We start from the raw sequence: 15,052 nt of genomic DNA on the forward strand, positions 1-15,052 counted from the left end.
CGCTTGTGTCTACCAATGATTTGCCGATGCTTCGTTCCAGTCGGTTTGCCAGCATCCCTCTCTACCTGAATCCGAGAGCAGGCTGCCGTTGCTGATGCAGGGGTAGAGTTCGGCATAGTTCCGGGTTTCTGTTCCATCCACACGCCGATTGATATGCCAGGGCCTGAGTTCATTCAGACTATCCAGGCCGGCTGCAGCCACCAGTTCCGTCAGGTTTTTAATCATGGAAGCATGGTAATTCGCTACACGGACTGATTTATCCTCAACATCAAGCGCCTTGTAGCGGGCCGGGTTCTGTGTGGCCACCCCGGTCGGGCAGGTGTCCTGGTTACAGTGCCGCGACTGGATGCAACCGAGGGCGAACATCATGGCGCGCGCCGAGTTTATGGTATCCGCACCCAGTGCCATCAGTCGAAGCATGTGAAAGGCAGACATGACCTTGCCCGAGGCGATAATGCGAATCCTGTCGCGCAGACCGGTTCCGATCAGGGCGTTATGGATAAAAATCAGGCCATCGCGTAAAGGTGTGCCAACGGAATTGGTCAGCTCAATGGGCGCAGCGCCGGTACCGCCTTCTGCGCCATCGACCGTAATAAAATCCGGTGCAATACCCGTTTCGAGCATTGCCTTGCAAATCGACAGAAATTCGCTTTTTCGTCCAATACAGAGTTTGAACCCGACCGGTTTCCCCCCGGAGAGCTCGCGTAAGCGGGCAACAAATTCAAGTAAACCGGTCGGTGTTGAAAAGGCGGTGTGCGCGGGAGGAGACACCACATCCTGGCCCATGGGAACATGCCGGATATCAGCAATTTCCTGGGTCAGTTTAACCGCAGGCAGTATGCCACCATGCCCAGGCTTGGCGCCCTGCGAGAGTTTGATCTCGATCATCTTCACAACTTCAAGGCCGGCTTTTTCCGTAAATAACGCCTCGTCAAATTCGCCATTGGCGTTGCGGCAGCCGAAATAGCCCGTGCCGATTTGCCAGATCAGGTCGCCACCATGCCTGAGATGATAGGGGCTGAGGCCACCCTCACCGCTGTTGTGTGCAAAGCCGTCAATTCTGGCGCCTTTATTCAGGGCCATAATGGCATTTTTGCTTAATGCGCCAAAACTCATGGCAGAGATATTCAGTGGTGACGCTGCGTAGGGCTGAAGGCAGTCCGGACTGCCAAAAAGGACTCTCGGATTTTTTTCGTGCACCGCTTTTGGTGCAAGAGAATGATTGACCCATTCGTAGCCATTACGATAAACATCGAACACGGTGCCAAACGGTCGTGTATCACGCACGCCCTTGGCGCGCTGGTAGACCAGCGCCCTGAACTCACGGTTAACCGGTTGTCCGTTGGTGTCGGATTCAACGAAATATTGCTGGATCTCGGGGCGTATGTACTCAAATATAAAGCGCATGTGACCAATGACGGGGTAGATGCGCAGAATCGTATGTTTGCGCTGAAGCAGGTCGTAAATACCCAGCGCGATCAAGGGCAGGATAATAGCGAATAACCACCAGGCGGGTGGCCAGAAGCGGGCCAGTACCAGCGTGGCGAGGGGGACTATTATCGAAAGTAGTTTGAACTGGTTACGTACAAGCATATTGGGTTATCCAGGTTACAGGACAGCATCTGTTGGTTACACGGGACAAACGAGCTGTCCCAGTTTTTCGGTCAGTTTCATGTTCTCGGAGTAATCAACGGGAACGTCGACGATAACGACAGTTTTATCTGCAAAGGCTTTTTCAAGCGTGGCTTGCAGGTCCTGGGTTTTCTCGACACGGTAGCCTTTTGCGCCAAAGGATTCGGCGTATTTCACAAAATCGGGGTTATTGAAGCTGATATTATTGGAGTGGCCAAAACGCCGTTCCTGGTGCCACTTTATGAGGCCGTATTCACTGTCATTCCAGATCATGATCACGATCGGAACCTGGTAGCGTAATGCGGTTTCGATTTCCTGTGAGTTCATCATAAACCCGGCATCACCGGTGATGGTCAGTACATTTTTGTCCGGGAAGGCCATCTTGGCCGCAATGGCGCCTGGCACCCCGATTCCCATGGAGGCAAAGCCATTCGAGATGATGCAGGTGTTGGGTTTCTCCGCGCGGTACAGTCGTGCAATCCACATTTTGTGCGCGCCCACGTCAGAGATAAGGATATCCTCATCGCCCATGACCTGCCGTGTATCGAAAAGAATCTTCTGGGGCTTTATCGGGTAATGATCATCGCTGGCGTAATCATCCAGCTCCTCCATGATGATGCCTTTGAGGTTTTCGGTTTTACCGGCGTGTGTCTTGCCGGCGTGCGCGGCAATGCGTGTCAGTGAATCCGAGATATCACCCAGCACACCTGCTTCCAGAATATAGTGCGCATCGACTTCAGCGTAGCTCAGATCAATATGAATGATTTTCTTGTCTTTGTTCGGGTGCCACAAATACGGGTGATATTCGACCATGTCATAACCAATGCAGATGACTACATCTGCCCGGTCAAAACCACAAGCAACATAGTCGTGCGCCTGAAGGCCGACACTGCCGAGCGACAGCGGGTGCGAGAAAGGCATGCAGCCCTTCGCCATAAAGGTCTGGGTGACGGGAATATTCAGTTTTTCCGCAAAGGTCACCAATGCATTGCTTGCATGATTTCGAATAACACCATTGCCCGCCATGATCAGCGGAAATCTTGCCGAATCGATAATCTGTGCGGCTTGCCTGATTTTCGCTTCAGGTGCAGCCGGCATTAGCGGACTTTGTACTTTGAGGGGAGAAACATCATCGGCGATGTCCGAAGCGGCAATATTTTCGGGAAAACTGATGAAAGCGCCGCCTGGCTTTTCTGCCTGCGCATCTTTAAATGCCTTGCGCACCAGTTCGGGAATTATTTCAGGCTCCAGAACTTCCGCGCTGTATTTCGAGATAGGCTCAAACAGGCTGACCAGGTCCAGTACCTGGTGGCTTTCCTTGTGCATGCGGGTTGTCGCACCCTGTCCGGCAATGGCAACCACGGGTGAGCGATCCATATTGGCATCGGTAAATCCGGTGATCAGGTTGGTTGCGCCGGGCCCAAGCGTCGCCAGGCAAACGCCGGCCCGGCCTGTCAGGCGCCCGTGCACATCGGCCATAAAGGCGGCAGCCTGTTCATGTCTGACGGTGATGAATTCAATTGTGCTGTCGCGCAGCGCTTCCATGATGTCCAGGTTTTCTTCGCCGGGGATTCCGAAAATCTTGTCGACACCTTCATTCTCCAGGCATCGTATGAAGAGTTGTGCAGCGTTAGACATGCTATTTCACCTTGTCAGTATTAACAGAAGGATTAATGATGGGTGCCAGGCGGTTATTTTTGCATCGTGTGTTACTCATGGCCGAAAGCATTCCATATCGTCAGCGAACGCAACAGGTCCCTTGTATTCGCGCTGTATGATAGCGAGGGTTTGTGCCTCATTGCCCAGCGTCCTGCGCATGCGGTGTGACAGTACAAGCTGTTTTACGCCGGCACCTGAAGCAATTGCACCGATAACCGATGGCGGCATGTGAAGGTTTCGCGCCACGCCGGTTGCGCTTTCAGGGATGGCGTTGTGAGCGACCAGGATATCCGAGTTTTTGGCGAGCTTCCCCAGTGTATGGTTGTCACCGTTCATGTCACCGGAAAAGGTGATCGAATGACCTGCGATATCGACCCGCCAGGCCAGCGCGGGCACAGGGCCGTGATGCACGGGAATGGCCGACAGTTGCAAGCGTTCATTCCGAAAGCCGGACCATGTGTGTTTCCCGGCAGCGGCTATGTCAGCCGCAACAAGTTTGTAGGCACTCGGTTGCGTGTCATCGATAAAGTCGCTCAGGTAACGAAAAGCCCCGTGCTGTGGGCCGAACAGGTCCTGAATAAAATCCCGGGCGGATGGCATCAGTCTGTTTCCGTCAGGTCCGAACAGGGGCAGGTCTCGCGTACGCTCCCCAAAATAGGATGACTTGACCATTGCCGGCAGGTCGGCACTGTGGTCTACATGAAAATGGGTGAACACAATGGCGTCCAGGTCACTGAATACGGCACCGCTTTTGCCAAAGTGAAGCGCGCTGCCGCCACCGGCATCTACCAGCAGACGGGCCTTGCCATTCAACCACACCAGGTAGCTGCTGGAGGCACGGCTGTCCTGCATGATTTCCGGTCCGCCGGAACCCAGCACCTGCAGCTGCACAGCCTTGGCGTTACAGCTGGCCTGGACCGGATTCACGATCGGCGCGATCAACAGCAGTGTCGCTATCAGTCCGGTGTATTGTTTTCTGATGGTGTTGATCGTCAATCCTCTACTACCGTTTTAGCTAGTAAGTCGGGTCGTACATCAGTTCCTCTATGGCTGCCCTCAGGTCTTTTGGCCGGGGCTCACGGGCGAGGTTCTGTTCATAGGCGCGTTCGGCAACCGCTGTTGCAATGTCCAGAGAGATGGTTCGAATCTGTGCCAACGGTGGATAGACGGCACCGGATTCCAGGTCGGTCGCGGAGACTGAGTCCGCCAGCACGCGCGCGGCATCCAGGAACATGTCTTCGCTAACCCGGCTGGCATTGCAGGCGATGACGCCGAGGCCGATGCCGGGGAATACATAGGCATTATTCCCCTGGCCCGGGCGCAGGGTGTGGCCCTGATAATCGACGCCGGGGAAAGGACTGCCGCTGGCGAAAACGGTGCGGCCGTCACTCCACCGGTAGGCTTGCTCAGCGGTGCATTCGGCCCTGGAAGTCGGATTGGACAGGGCAAATATCACGGGTCTTTCGTTGATCTCCGACATTCGTTTCACAACGTCTTCGGTGAAGGTGCCGGGAGCGCCGGTAGCGCCAATCAGTACCTGCGGTTGTGCCATCCGGATGGCAGCTTCGAAGTCTGTCCGGGGTGCATTTCGCGCATAGGGCACGATGTGCGGCGCAAGATCATCGCGATCCGCCACCACAAGCCCGGATTGATCGACAAACCAGAGTCGATCACGCGCGGCTTCACCGGAAAGTCCTGCTTCCTGCAGGGCAGCCTGTATCAGTTCGGCAATACCCGTGGCTGCAGAGCCCGCACCCAGAAACATAATACGCAGATCGGAAAATGGTGTGCCGGTGATTCTGCAGGAGGCCAGTACTCCGGCCAGCGCCATAGCCGCTGTACCCTGGATATCGTCGTTAAAGCAGCGCACACGATCACGATAGCGTTGCAACAGGCTATAGGCATTGGGCGTGAGGAAGTCCTCAAACTGGATCAGCACCCTGGGGAAGACCTTTTGTACAGCATCGACAAATTCATCAACCAGCGAGGTATAGGCTTCGCCGGTCAGGCGGGGCTGCTTGACACCGAGATACAACGGGTCATCGCGCAGCGATTCGTTACCGGTCCCTACATCCAGTAATACGGGCATGCATTGCCTTGGAGGTATACCGGCACACGCCGAATACAGTGACAGCTTGCCTATCGGAATACCCATACCGTTGGCGCCCAGGTCACCAAGGCCAAGGATGCGTTGACCGTCGGTCACCACGATCAGACGGACATCACGCTCCGGCCAGTTTGCCAGCATTCCCTCGATATGGCCGCGGTCGCCAGGGGTGATATAAAATCCGCGTGGTTGCCGGAAGATGTGCGCGAACTCCTGACAGGCCTGGCCTACCGTCGGTGTATAGACGATGGGCATGAGTTCTTCGATATTTTCGATCAGCAACCGGTAAAACAGGCGCTCGTTACGTCCAAGCAGCGCCATGAGAAAGATGTAGCGTTCGATATCGGAGTCTTTTCGGTGCAGGTTGCCCAAAACCCTGACCAGTTGTACTTCCTGGGTGAAAATAGTGGCGGGCAACAGGCCGCGAAGGCCATACTGTTCACGTTCCTGTGCGGTAAATGCCGTGCCCTTGTTGAGTTCTGCGTTATCCAGCAGTTCGCGGCCAACCGGTTGGCGGGTATTCGTTTTAGCGTGCATGATGGTTATTGTTCCTCTTGCTATCCATGCGCTGTTGCGGCGTAACTCAGTGGGCTACTGGAACATCTTCGAGTTCAACCACTCGTGCTCGAAGGTACCGGATTCAGTCGTCACGCGCCAGCCTTGCGCTGGAGGGTAATGAAAGCGCCGATTGCGGGTAAAGTGACTTCCATCCGGTTGAATTACCAAGTACATTCAGTTGCCATGTCAACGTCTGAACTATCTCGCATGCCTGCCCTGCTTACACAGACCCTTTCGGGCGTTATTTTTGTAGCACTGATGGTTTCCTGTACCAGTCTGATACACAGGCCTGCCGGTACAGCGGATGATATTGAATACGCCCGGCAGCTGTGGTCTGTTCTGGTACAGGAGCACAGGGTGGGCAGGGTGGCTAAAGTCCTGAAGCCCTTCATCGGTGCCGCCAGACCCCACGGCTGGGTGCTGGAAGTGGATTCCGGAATGGTTGAGGTCGCTGGCCACAGAGGCTTTGTCGTGGTCAAGAAAAATTATGAAGGAAGTCATATCAGTGTGGCAGACGTGGAAAAAGACCGTGCGAAATACCTTGTTTCAATCAGTGTCATGTTCAAGCGTGAAGCCGGCTACGACCCGGAAGACAAGGACTGGTTCTGGGCGCAGTACCAGCCTGACGGAAAACTGGTTGTCATGCGCAAGATGGGTATGAAAGTCGCGATGGCAGGCAGACTGATGAAAGGCTCGACCCCGGATAAAAATCGCGGGTGTATTTACTGCCACAGTTCCGCCGGTGGTGGTGACTATATTTTCTATCCGGACATTACGGTTCCATAGATCGGCAGGCGGAGGTGATAAAGCCCCCGCCTGCACTGTGTTACGAAAATGCAGGTGCTAGCGGACCTGAATGCCGTTGGCAAAGACAAAGTCACCGCCTGGCGCACCCCGATGACAACTGATGCAGCCTTCGGGTTTACCTTTCGCGACACGACCGGCCAGCTTGATCTTCATGCCCATTTTTTCTTTCACGTGCAGGCCGCCATCCGGTGTGTATTTTGCCCAGAACCAGTCCTTGTCTTCGGGGTCGTAACCGGCTTCGCGCTTGAACATTACCGTTACCGCTTTCAGGTATTTGGCGCGATTGGCATCGACGTTGCTGATCGAGACGTCAGGGCCATTATAGTTTCGCTTTACGATAGCTATTCCGCTATGGCCGTTCACACTGATCTGTTGATGTAAGGTTTCCAGCACTTTACCGTGAGGAGGAGTACCCATGTAAGGGCTTGATTTTTCAGCTTGTGGCCCGACCAGATGCGCGCTTTGCAGTGCTTTCCACAAATCTTGTGAATCGGCAACATCTGTCGAAGAACCCATTGGTGGGCCCATTCCCATGGTTTGCATCGTCGTCTGGCATCCGTACAGCGTGACAGCGCCGAGTAACGTTAATAACGGGAATGCGACGCTGCGCCAACCTTTTCGTGTCAGTTTCATTTTCTGATCCTTTATTCTATGAGGGAATCGATAACCGTTAGTTTGTCGTGCGAGGGGATGATTTATTACAGCTATTTCAACATATCGTAATGGCAACGTTATAACTCAGTCGTATCTGGTTTCAAATAGATTTAATGCCACCGCCATCCGTAACAATTGCACGGCAAATACGACTACTAATTGAGCAGAACGCGTGTTTCGAAGGATGCCTCATGAAACGGCTTACACCGTCGCCACGGCATGTGATGTATAAAATGTTCCTGACAGGATCGGCTTGCCTGGGCCTGATTTTTATCGCATCAGGATCTGTATTCAGTAATGCGGCTGCATCGAATGGAGCCGGAAATTCTTCTTACCGTTTTGAATTTATCAATGATTTCTATTTTGGAACCGATCAGGAAGTGTCCGGATCGTGGTCGATTCAGAAGCATACGGCGGTGGCCGATAGTTGGGACAAACTGGAAGATGTTCCTGGTGTTGTCAGACGGTTTGGGGCAGCGATACCGACACTGACTGCCGATGGAAGGGTATATCGCACGAGTTTCGCGCTTGGCCAGATTACACAAACCCCTGTCGACCTGAAGCGGCGAGACCTTATCAAGGAAGACGTACCTTATGCAGGAGCGCTGGTGTTCTCTGCAAGCTGGTATGGCTTTAACGATAAGGAGTTCAGTGGCTTCGAGTTGGTCGGAGGGGTCGTTGGGCCTGCATCACTGGCCGAGCAGGCACAGAAAGGCACTCACAAGCTTATCGGTATTACCAGCCCCAGGGGCTGGGATAACCAGCTCGAGAATGAACCAATTATTAATGTAAATTATATGCGCAAGCGGAAGCTGTCACATGTTGGTAATCCTGCGGGTCTGTCGTTTGACTCGGCAATTAACGGTAATGTCTGCCTGGGCAACCTGACGACCCGGGTGAGTACTTCCGTCGAAATGCGGTTTGGTCGTAATATGCCCGGAGGGTTTGTCTATATTCCTGAATCCGCAGGTTTTGGAATGAACTATAAAGGTACATTGAAATTGCCGAACCCACACAAGGCGGCTTTATACGGCTCGCTCGTTCTACGTGGCACAGGTGTCTTGCATGACATCTTTCTGGACGGTAATACGTTCAGGGATAGCCACAGTGTTGACAAGAAAGATCTTGTTGGCCTGGCCATAGTTGGCCTGCACTACCAGAGAGCAAACTGGTCGGCGAGTTTTAATCTAATGTTCCCGACGGATACCGTTGATACAAGTCGCGCTACGGAGGTTGAAGGGCGGGGCGAGCTGGGCGCTTTAAGCATAGAGTGGAAGCTGTAGCCTCCTGGTGACTAATCCATGGATTGTAATGATTCCAGGGGACAGGAGGCCTGACAGCAACTCCGGATGTGCGTATTGCGTACCCTGTTGCCGGTTAACCGCTCTTGCCGGGTAGCGACAGGTATTCGCTTCCATTTATTGACTCTCGATACTATCTGCCTCGAAGGTGGAAAATTCTGTCTGTTTTCCAAAATCAATTCCTATGGCATTGGCAACTGTTATGCCATCTTTCGTCTTTACATTAAGAGAAACCAGTCCCGCAGCCAATACTGCGATAAACATGGCGGCCATGGCAAAACCTCGTTGATTTGATCGTTGCGAAATCATCGTATTCTCCTGTAGCTTATAATTCATGCTCACCTGTTTGTCGGTCCGGGTACAAAATGTATTACAAAAATATACCGTGCTGGTCACTGTAAGAAATGAGGTGCTGTAGCGACTAATTGCACTGCTCAAGATCATGGGCAACCCCGCTGTTGCACGCATAATAATCAGAGGCTCCCTGGATTCAGGGAGATATTGATATATTGCCCAGGAATATTAATCATCCATAAAGCGTCTTTATGGCGCTGGTAATGCATTCAGTATTTCGCCACAAAAGGAGTTTTTATGCGCTATACGAAAATCCTGTTTATAGTTTGTTTAAGTCTTTCTGCATCCCTGGTTATGGCCGCGCAGCAGTTCCCCTGGGGGCATGCGAAGGTGACTCCCACCGAGTATGAGCCGATGAAGGTTGTTTACGATGTTACAACGGGCGATGTCGATGAACTGCTGCATGTGCTGGATCGTGTGAGTTACCTGAGTAATACTACTGGCGCAGATCCATTTGAACAATCGATCGTTATTGTGTTGCACGGACTTTCACCCCGGTTTTTCGCTATAAATAATTATGAGAAATATAAAGACCTGCAAACCCGGGCACAAAGTCTGACAGTGGGTGATGTCATACAGATCAAGATGTGCAAGCTTGCTGCCGAAGGGCAGGGGCTAAAGCCGAAAGATATACAGGGGTTTGTTGAGCTGGTGCCAATGGGTGATGCGGAGATTGTGCGCCTTCAGTTTTCAGAAGGGCACGCCTATATGCAGTAGGTGAAATATTCCGGTCTAATCGTCGTTGGCATGATCATTAGTATTGTCACGTAGTCGTGAAAGTATGCGGGCGCTGGCTTCTTTTGACAGTGTCTGACGTTCTGGACGGGATGTACCTTCTTTATCAGCAGATCCGTAGCGTTGCGACGCGGCACGTAACAGTTCCAGCTGCCGCGCCATACGTTTACAGGCATTACACATGAGAAGATGGGTTTTCACGCTGATCCGTTCACGTAGCGTGAGCTTACGGTCATGCGATTCCGACACCATAAAACATATGTCTTTGCAGGACAGCTTCATCAGGTATCCTGGGTCTTGTCACAGGGCCACTGTACATCGATACAACGCCTGAGACCCATACGGGCGCGGTACAGCATGACGCTACAGTTGGTCGCGGTGATGTTGAGTTTATTACAGATTTCTTCATTTGACAGGCCAGAGAGCTCCCTGAGCGTGAAGACCTGTGCAAGTGCGGGTTTTAGATGACGCATGCATGCTTCGAAAATTTCAAGGAACTGGTGGTTATACAGATCCTTGTCCGGATTACCCCAATCCCGGGGTGGGCAGACCCAGTGACCGCGTGCGTCAAACAGGTTGTCCATCTCGTTTTCCACTGTTGCATCGTACAATGCACTTATATCATCAACAGTCGTTTCCCGTATTTGCTTGCGGATAAAGTCAACGATCTTGTGCTTCAGGATACCAACGAGCCAGGTTTTTTCTGACGCCAGGCCTGAGTAGCTCGTACGCGACTGAAGCGCCGCCACAAGGGTTTCCTGCACCATATCTTCCGCATGACTTGTATCGTTGAGCCGGCCCAGTGCGTAGCGGAACAGCATGTCGCCGTATTCCTCCAGCCAGCGTGAGGGGTCGAGTTCTACTGCAGTGAGGCTGTTCACGTCAGTGTTCATGACAGTTGGGAATATCTGTCCCGGGTTGCAGCAAGTAACTATCCGACCAATATATGGCACAGATGGTTCCTTCGGGAAGATATTGGCAGATTACCCGAACGAGTCTACCGGATAGTAATTTTCATGCTACCTTGCTACGCAAGGTGTGCTGGTTAGCACTTCATTGCCACGTTTCTCCGAAAATCAGCGTTTCCCGGCCTGCTTTTTCCTGGAGACTTTTTTCCCCGGTTTTGTATTTGTTCCTGCGCACTTCCTGGCCCTGGTCTTTGATTGTTTCTTTGACTTGAAGGACAGCGGTTTACGCTTTCCTTCGGGTTTTGCTTCTCCGGCCACGCTGATATTCATGCGATGCTGGCAGACACGTGTCTTCTTCAGTGCAAAGAAGGTCTCTTTCGGCATGTCGGCTGGCAGGTCAACGGTTGAATGATCTTCGAAGATTTCGATATGACCAATGTACTCGCTGTCCAGGTCAGCTTCGTTGGCGATGGCGCCGACGATGTTACCCGGTTTTACGTCGTGCTGATAACCTACTTCGATGCGGAAGCGCAGCATCTCGACTTCAGGATGGCCTTTTAAAGTCAGCGCTTTGCCTGAGCCGGCACTTTTGTTTCGCTTCTGGGCACGCTTCTCGTCTCTCGATCTGCCGCGCTCCCCACGTTCTTCGCGTACGGGGCGGAGTGCTTTTTCCGAAAGCAGCAAGGGTTCATCGCCCTGCAGCAGTCCGGCCAGTGCGGCTGCAATTTCCAGTGGCTCGGCGCCTTCTTCTTCCTGGACCTCGGTCAGCAGCTGGTAGTAAAGCTCGTTTTTGTCGTCGGCAAGGCTTTCACGAACGCGTTGTTTGAAACGCAGCATGCGCTGCTGGTTGATGTCTTTTGCCGTTGGCATCTGCATCGGTTCGATGGGCTGCCGCGTGGTCTTTTCGATGGAGCGCAGCAAGCGTTTCTCGCGCTGCGATACAAACAGGATCGCATCGCCGGTCTTGCCGGCACGACCGGTTCGGCCGATGCGGTGAATGTAGGCTTCCACATCGGTAGGAATATCGTAGTTAATGACATGGCTGATGCGCTTGACGTCAAGGCCACGTGCGACCACGTCAGTGGCAACCAGAATATCGAGCTGGCCTTTCTTCAGGCGCTCGACAATGCGTTCACGCATGTTCTGTGCGATATCACCGTTCAGTGCGGCACAGGCGTGGCCACGCGCTTCCAGCTTTTCAGCCAGTTCTGCAGTCGCGGTCTTGGTGCGTACGAACACCAGCATGGCGTCGAAGTTCTCGACTTCCAGTATACGGGTCAGCGCATCGAGCTTGTGCAGGCCGCTGACCGGCCAGTAACGCTGCCGGATGGTTTCTGCCGTTGCGGTTTTCTGTGCCACCTTGATAATGGTCGGCTTGTTCAGGTGCTGTTCGGCAACCTTGCGGATTTCCTTCGGCATGGTGGCGGAGAAGAGTGCGATCTGGCGGGTGTCCGGGGTTTGTTCCAGCACCCATTTCACATCATCGATAAAGCCCATGCGCAGCATTTCATCGGCTTCATCGAGCACCAGGGCCTGCAGGCTGTTGAGTTTCAGCTTGCCGCTACGCATGTGGTCCATCACGCGCCCCGGGGTGCCGACGACCACGTGTACGCCACGGCGTAGCTGACGCAGTTGTATTTCATACGACTGGCCGCCGTAGATCGGCAGTACGTGGAAATCTTTCATGTGGCGCGCGTAGGTCTGGAAAGCTTCCGCCACCTGTATGGCCAGTTCGCGGGTCGGCGCCAGAACCAGTAGCTGTGGCTCACGGCGCTTCAGGTCCAGGCGTGACAGTAGCGGCAGTGCAAAGGCGGCGGTTTTGCCCGTACCTGTCTGTGCCTGGCCGAGCAGGTCCTTGCCTTCCAGGAGGACCGGAATGCTTTCCGCCTGGATGGGTGAGGGCTGCTCATAACCCACATCTTCAATGGCCTTGAGCAGTGCGGGGGCAAGATCCAGTTCGGAAAAACTGGTGGCGTGTTTTGAATCTGACATTGTCTGTATTCCCGTGGTCCGGTCGAAAGCGTCAGGCGAGTTCGTCTACCGCTATATGATAGCGCGGATCTTCCATAACGTTTACTTCTACCAGGTCGCCGGCTTTGTGCAGGACCTTGACACATTCCGGGCTAAGGTGGCGCAGGTGAAGGGTTTTTCCGGCATTCAGGTAGCGTTCGGCCAGCGAGTCGATGGCATCGATTGCCGAGTGATCCATGACGCGCGAATGCTGGAAGTCGATAATAACGTCATCAGGGTCTTCCCTGATATTGAAAAAGTCCTGGAAATTCTTGACCGAGGCAAAAAACAGCTGGCCATGCAGTTCGTAGACTTTCGAGCCGTTTTCGTCAATATGGCTATCGACGCGTATGTGTTTGGCATGTTCCCAGGCAAACACCAGCGCGGACACAATCACGCCAACAACCACAGCGATCGCCAGGTCCGATATAACGGTGACGGCGGATACCAGTACCAGCACAAACGCATCACTGGCCGGGATTTTGCGGATAATACGCAGGCTTGACCATTCAAAGGTGCTGATAACGACCATGAACATCACACCGGTCAGGGCCGCAAGCGGGATTTTTTCGATCAGGCCCGAGGCAAACAGGATAAACAGCAACAGGAACAGTGCGGCGCTGATGCCGGACAGCCGGCCACGTCCCCCGGAATTAATATTGATAATGCTCTGGCCGATCATGGCGCAACCGCCCATACCACCAAACAGCCCCGTGACACTGTTGGCTACGCCCTGGCCGATGCACTCACGGTTGCCCTGGCCGCGGGTTTCGGTGAGTTCGTCGATCAGGCTCATGGTCAGCAGGGATTCGATCAGGCCGATGGCAGCAAGAATAACCGAGTAGGGCAGAATAATTCTCAGTGTTTCCAGGTTGAACGGCACCATCGGGAGGTGAAACTCCGGCAGGCTACCGGCAATCGACGCCAGGTCACCCACGGTGCGGCTATCCAGGCCGACGAAGATTACCAGCAGGGAAACGGTCACAATGGCTGCCAGCGATGAAGGTACAGCCGTGGTCAGTTTCGGCAGGTACTTGATGATGAGCATGGTCAGCGCAACCAGGCCCAGCATGATCCACAGTGCTGGACCCTGCATCCACTGAAGGTTGCCGGCCTGATCCTCGATTTTGAAGTTGTTCAGCTGGGCAAGAAAAATGACAATCGCAAGGCCGTTGACGAAACCCAGCATGACCGGGTGCGGCACGATACGAATAAACTTGCCGAGCCTTAACAGACCGACGCTGATCTGTATAACGCCCATCAGCACGACAGCAGCGAACAGGTATTCGACACCATGCCGGGCCACCAGGCTGACCATGACTACGGCGAGTGCACCGGTTGCACCGGAGATCATCCCTGGTCGGCCACCAATCACTGCGGTAATCAGTCCGACCATGAAAGCCGCATACAGTCCGACCAGTGGTGCGACACCGGCCACAAAAGCAAATGCCACCGCCTCGGGCACCAGCGCCAGGGCGACGGTCAGGCCGGACAGGATATCGTTCTTGGGGCAGCCCCTTTCGGTGCATTCGAAGTTAAAAAGCATGGACGCCCTCTAAGGCATGGGAAATCAACGGCGGAAAAGCCGACAATATTAGCATATTAAGAGCCGCTAAACAAAAGAGCCGGCGTGAATGGGATGTTCCAGACCCTGGTCAGCTTGAGCCCGTCTTGACGGGCAGGCCAGCAGTCTTCCATTCCGGGTAACCGTCTTCCAGGCGTCGTGCCTTCAAACCCCTCTCTCTTAAACGCGCAACGGCGTCATAGGCGAGTACACAGTGCGGGCCACGGCAATAGGCTACAATTTCCTGGTCAGGGTTAAGCGCCATGAGGTGATCTTCCAGCTCGGAGAGCGGAACGTTGATCGCGCCAGCAACGTGTCCAGCGGCATATTCTTCGGGCGGCCGGACATCCAGCACCGTGACCAGGCCATCCCGCACGCGTTCGAGGAGTTCCTGGCGGGGCAGGGGTTCCAGTTCATCCTTGACGGTCAGGTAAGTATTGACCAGTTTTTCCACATCGGCCACATGGCGTTCAGCGACACCGCGCAGGGCATCGAGAAGGCCGATCACGTCATCGCCGCTCAGGGTATAGAACACCTTCAGCCCTTCCTTGCGGCAGCGCACCAGACCCGCCTGGCGTAGCTGCTGGAGGTGCTGCGAGGTGTTGGCGACGGTCAGGCCCGACACTTTGGCCAGTTCATCCACGCTACGCTCGCCTTGGGCAATATATTCCAGCAATTCCAGTCGGTTGGCATTGCTCAAAGCCTTGCCGACCCGGGCGAACTGGACAAATAAATCATGTTTGAAGTTGTGGCTTGACATAAT

Annotated in this window: 14 protein-coding genes; 3 read left to right on the top strand and 11 right to left on the bottom strand. The window is 53.8% G+C overall.

Annotated features, from left to right (window positions below):
- Positions 1-9: 9 nt before the first annotated feature.
- The 4 genes from DFR30_RS04700 to DFR30_RS04715 all read right to left on the bottom strand — a co-directional run bounded on the left by DFR30_RS04700 (position 10) and on the right by DFR30_RS04715 (position 5,935).
- A complete protein-coding gene (locus DFR30_RS04700; protein ID WP_132971566.1) occupies positions 10-1,593 on the bottom strand; it encodes an FMN-binding glutamate synthase family protein in 1,584 nt (527 codons plus the stop codon).
- A gap of 36 nt (positions 1,594-1,629) precedes the next feature.
- A complete protein-coding gene (locus tag DFR30_RS04705; RefSeq protein WP_132971567.1) occupies positions 1,630-3,270 on the bottom strand; it encodes an acetolactate synthase large subunit in 1,641 nt (546 codons plus the stop codon).
- A gap of 75 nt (positions 3,271-3,345) precedes the next feature.
- Complete coding sequence (locus DFR30_RS04710) at positions 3,346-4,287, bottom strand: MBL fold metallo-hydrolase (protein ID WP_207891809.1); 942 nt, start codon at positions 4,285-4,287, stop codon at positions 3,346-3,348.
- Between the two features lie 19 nt (positions 4,288-4,306).
- On the bottom strand, positions 4,307-5,935 hold the full coding sequence (locus DFR30_RS04715) for an NAD-dependent malic enzyme (RefSeq protein ID WP_132971568.1): 1,629 nt from the start codon (positions 5,933-5,935) through the stop codon (positions 4,307-4,309).
- Between the two features lie 387 nt (positions 5,936-6,322).
- Between DFR30_RS04715 and DFR30_RS04720 the strand changes: the two genes are divergently transcribed.
- Complete coding sequence (locus DFR30_RS04720; RefSeq protein WP_132971569.1) at positions 6,323-6,742, top strand: cytochrome P460 family protein; 420 nt, start codon at positions 6,323-6,325, stop codon at positions 6,740-6,742.
- Between the two features lie 57 nt (positions 6,743-6,799).
- Here the strand turns inward: DFR30_RS04720 and DFR30_RS04725 are convergent, their stop codons facing one another.
- A complete protein-coding gene (locus DFR30_RS04725) occupies positions 6,800-7,396 on the bottom strand; it encodes a cytochrome P460 family protein (protein WP_207891810.1) in 597 nt (198 codons plus the stop codon).
- 212 nt (positions 7,397-7,608) lie between these two features.
- Between DFR30_RS04725 and DFR30_RS04730 the strand changes: the two genes are divergently transcribed.
- On the top strand, positions 7,609-8,700 hold the full coding sequence (locus DFR30_RS04730) for a lipid A deacylase LpxR family protein (RefSeq protein ID WP_165869092.1): 1,092 nt from the start codon (positions 7,609-7,611) through the stop codon (positions 8,698-8,700).
- A 135-nt stretch (positions 8,701-8,835) separates the two neighbouring features.
- Here the strand turns inward: DFR30_RS04730 and DFR30_RS14245 are convergent, their stop codons facing one another.
- Positions 8,836-9,027 carry a hypothetical protein gene (locus DFR30_RS14245; protein WP_165869093.1) on the bottom strand — a complete coding sequence of 64 codons (192 nt, stop codon included), beginning with the start codon at positions 9,025-9,027 and terminating at the stop codon, positions 8,836-8,838.
- A gap of 282 nt (positions 9,028-9,309) precedes the next feature.
- Here DFR30_RS14245 and DFR30_RS04740 point away from each other — a divergent pair, with 282 nt between their 5' ends.
- Positions 9,310-9,789 carry a DsrE family protein gene (locus DFR30_RS04740; protein ID WP_132971572.1) on the top strand — a complete coding sequence of 160 codons (480 nt, stop codon included), beginning with the start codon at positions 9,310-9,312 and terminating at the stop codon, positions 9,787-9,789.
- 15 nt (positions 9,790-9,804) lie between these two features.
- Here DFR30_RS04740 and DFR30_RS04745 read toward each other — a convergent pair whose 3' ends face one another.
- From DFR30_RS04745 to DFR30_RS04765, 5 genes are all read right to left on the bottom strand, one after another.
- Entirely contained in the window at positions 9,805-10,089 is a 285-nt protein-coding gene (locus tag DFR30_RS04745; RefSeq protein ID WP_132971573.1) for an anti-sigma factor family protein, read from the bottom strand.
- Positions 10,089-10,688: a sigma-70 family RNA polymerase sigma factor gene (locus DFR30_RS04750; RefSeq protein WP_207891811.1), complete on the bottom strand. Its 600-nt coding sequence runs from the start codon at positions 10,686-10,688 to the stop codon at positions 10,089-10,091. Before DFR30_RS04750 ends, DFR30_RS04745 begins: the two co-directional genes overlap by 1 nt.
- A gap of 195 nt (positions 10,689-10,883) precedes the next feature.
- Positions 10,884-12,707: a DEAD/DEAH box helicase gene (locus DFR30_RS04755; RefSeq protein WP_132971575.1), complete on the bottom strand. Its 1,824-nt coding sequence runs from the start codon at positions 12,705-12,707 to the stop codon at positions 10,884-10,886.
- A 31-nt stretch (positions 12,708-12,738) separates the two neighbouring features.
- A complete protein-coding gene (locus DFR30_RS04760; protein WP_132971576.1) occupies positions 12,739-14,271 on the bottom strand; it encodes a SulP family inorganic anion transporter in 1,533 nt (510 codons plus the stop codon).
- Positions 14,272-14,380: 109 nt separating this feature from the next.
- A complete protein-coding gene (locus DFR30_RS04765; protein ID WP_132971577.1) occupies positions 14,381-15,049 on the bottom strand; it encodes an ArsR/SmtB family transcription factor in 669 nt (222 codons plus the stop codon).
- Positions 15,050-15,052: the final 3 nt, after the last annotated feature.

Source organism: Thiogranum longum, from assembly GCF_004339085.1.
Classification (GTDB): Bacteria; Pseudomonadota; Gammaproteobacteria; order DSM-19610; family DSM-19610; genus Thiogranum; species Thiogranum longum.

Bases quoted from the DNA above. Each gene is read 5' to 3' on its own strand.
- DFR30_RS04745 (WP_132971573.1), bottom strand. From the start codon at position 10,089: ATGAAGCTGTCCTGCAAAGACATATGTTTTATGGTGTCGGAATCGCAT.
- DFR30_RS04755 (WP_132971575.1), bottom strand. From the start codon at position 12,707: ATGTCAGATTCAAAACACGCCACCAGTTTTTCCGAACTGGATCTTGCC.
- DFR30_RS04715 (WP_132971568.1), bottom strand. From the start codon at position 5,935: ATGCACGCTAAAACGAATACCCGCCAACCGGTTGGCCGCGAACTGCTG.
- DFR30_RS04760 (WP_132971576.1), bottom strand. From the start codon at position 14,271: ATGCTTTTTAACTTCGAATGCACCGAAAGGGGCTGCCCCAAGAACGAT.
- DFR30_RS14245 (WP_165869093.1), bottom strand. From the start codon at position 9,027: ATGATTTCGCAACGATCAAATCAACGAGGTTTTGCCATGGCCGCCATG.
- DFR30_RS04725 (WP_207891810.1), bottom strand. From the start codon at position 7,396: ATGAAACTGACACGAAAAGGTTGGCGCAGCGTCGCATTCCCGTTATTA.
- DFR30_RS04740 (WP_132971572.1), top strand. From the start codon at position 9,310: ATGCGCTATACGAAAATCCTGTTTATAGTTTGTTTAAGTCTTTCTGCA.
- DFR30_RS04700 (WP_132971566.1), bottom strand. From the start codon at position 1,593: ATGCTTGTACGTAACCAGTTCAAACTACTTTCGATAATAGTCCCCCTC.
- DFR30_RS04705 (WP_132971567.1), bottom strand. From the start codon at position 3,270: ATGTCTAACGCTGCACAACTCTTCATACGATGCCTGGAGAATGAAGGT.
- DFR30_RS04730 (WP_165869092.1), top strand. From the start codon at position 7,609: ATGAAACGGCTTACACCGTCGCCACGGCATGTGATGTATAAAATGTTC.
- DFR30_RS04765 (WP_132971577.1), bottom strand. From the start codon at position 15,049: ATGTCAAGCCACAACTTCAAACATGATTTATTTGTCCAGTTCGCCCGG.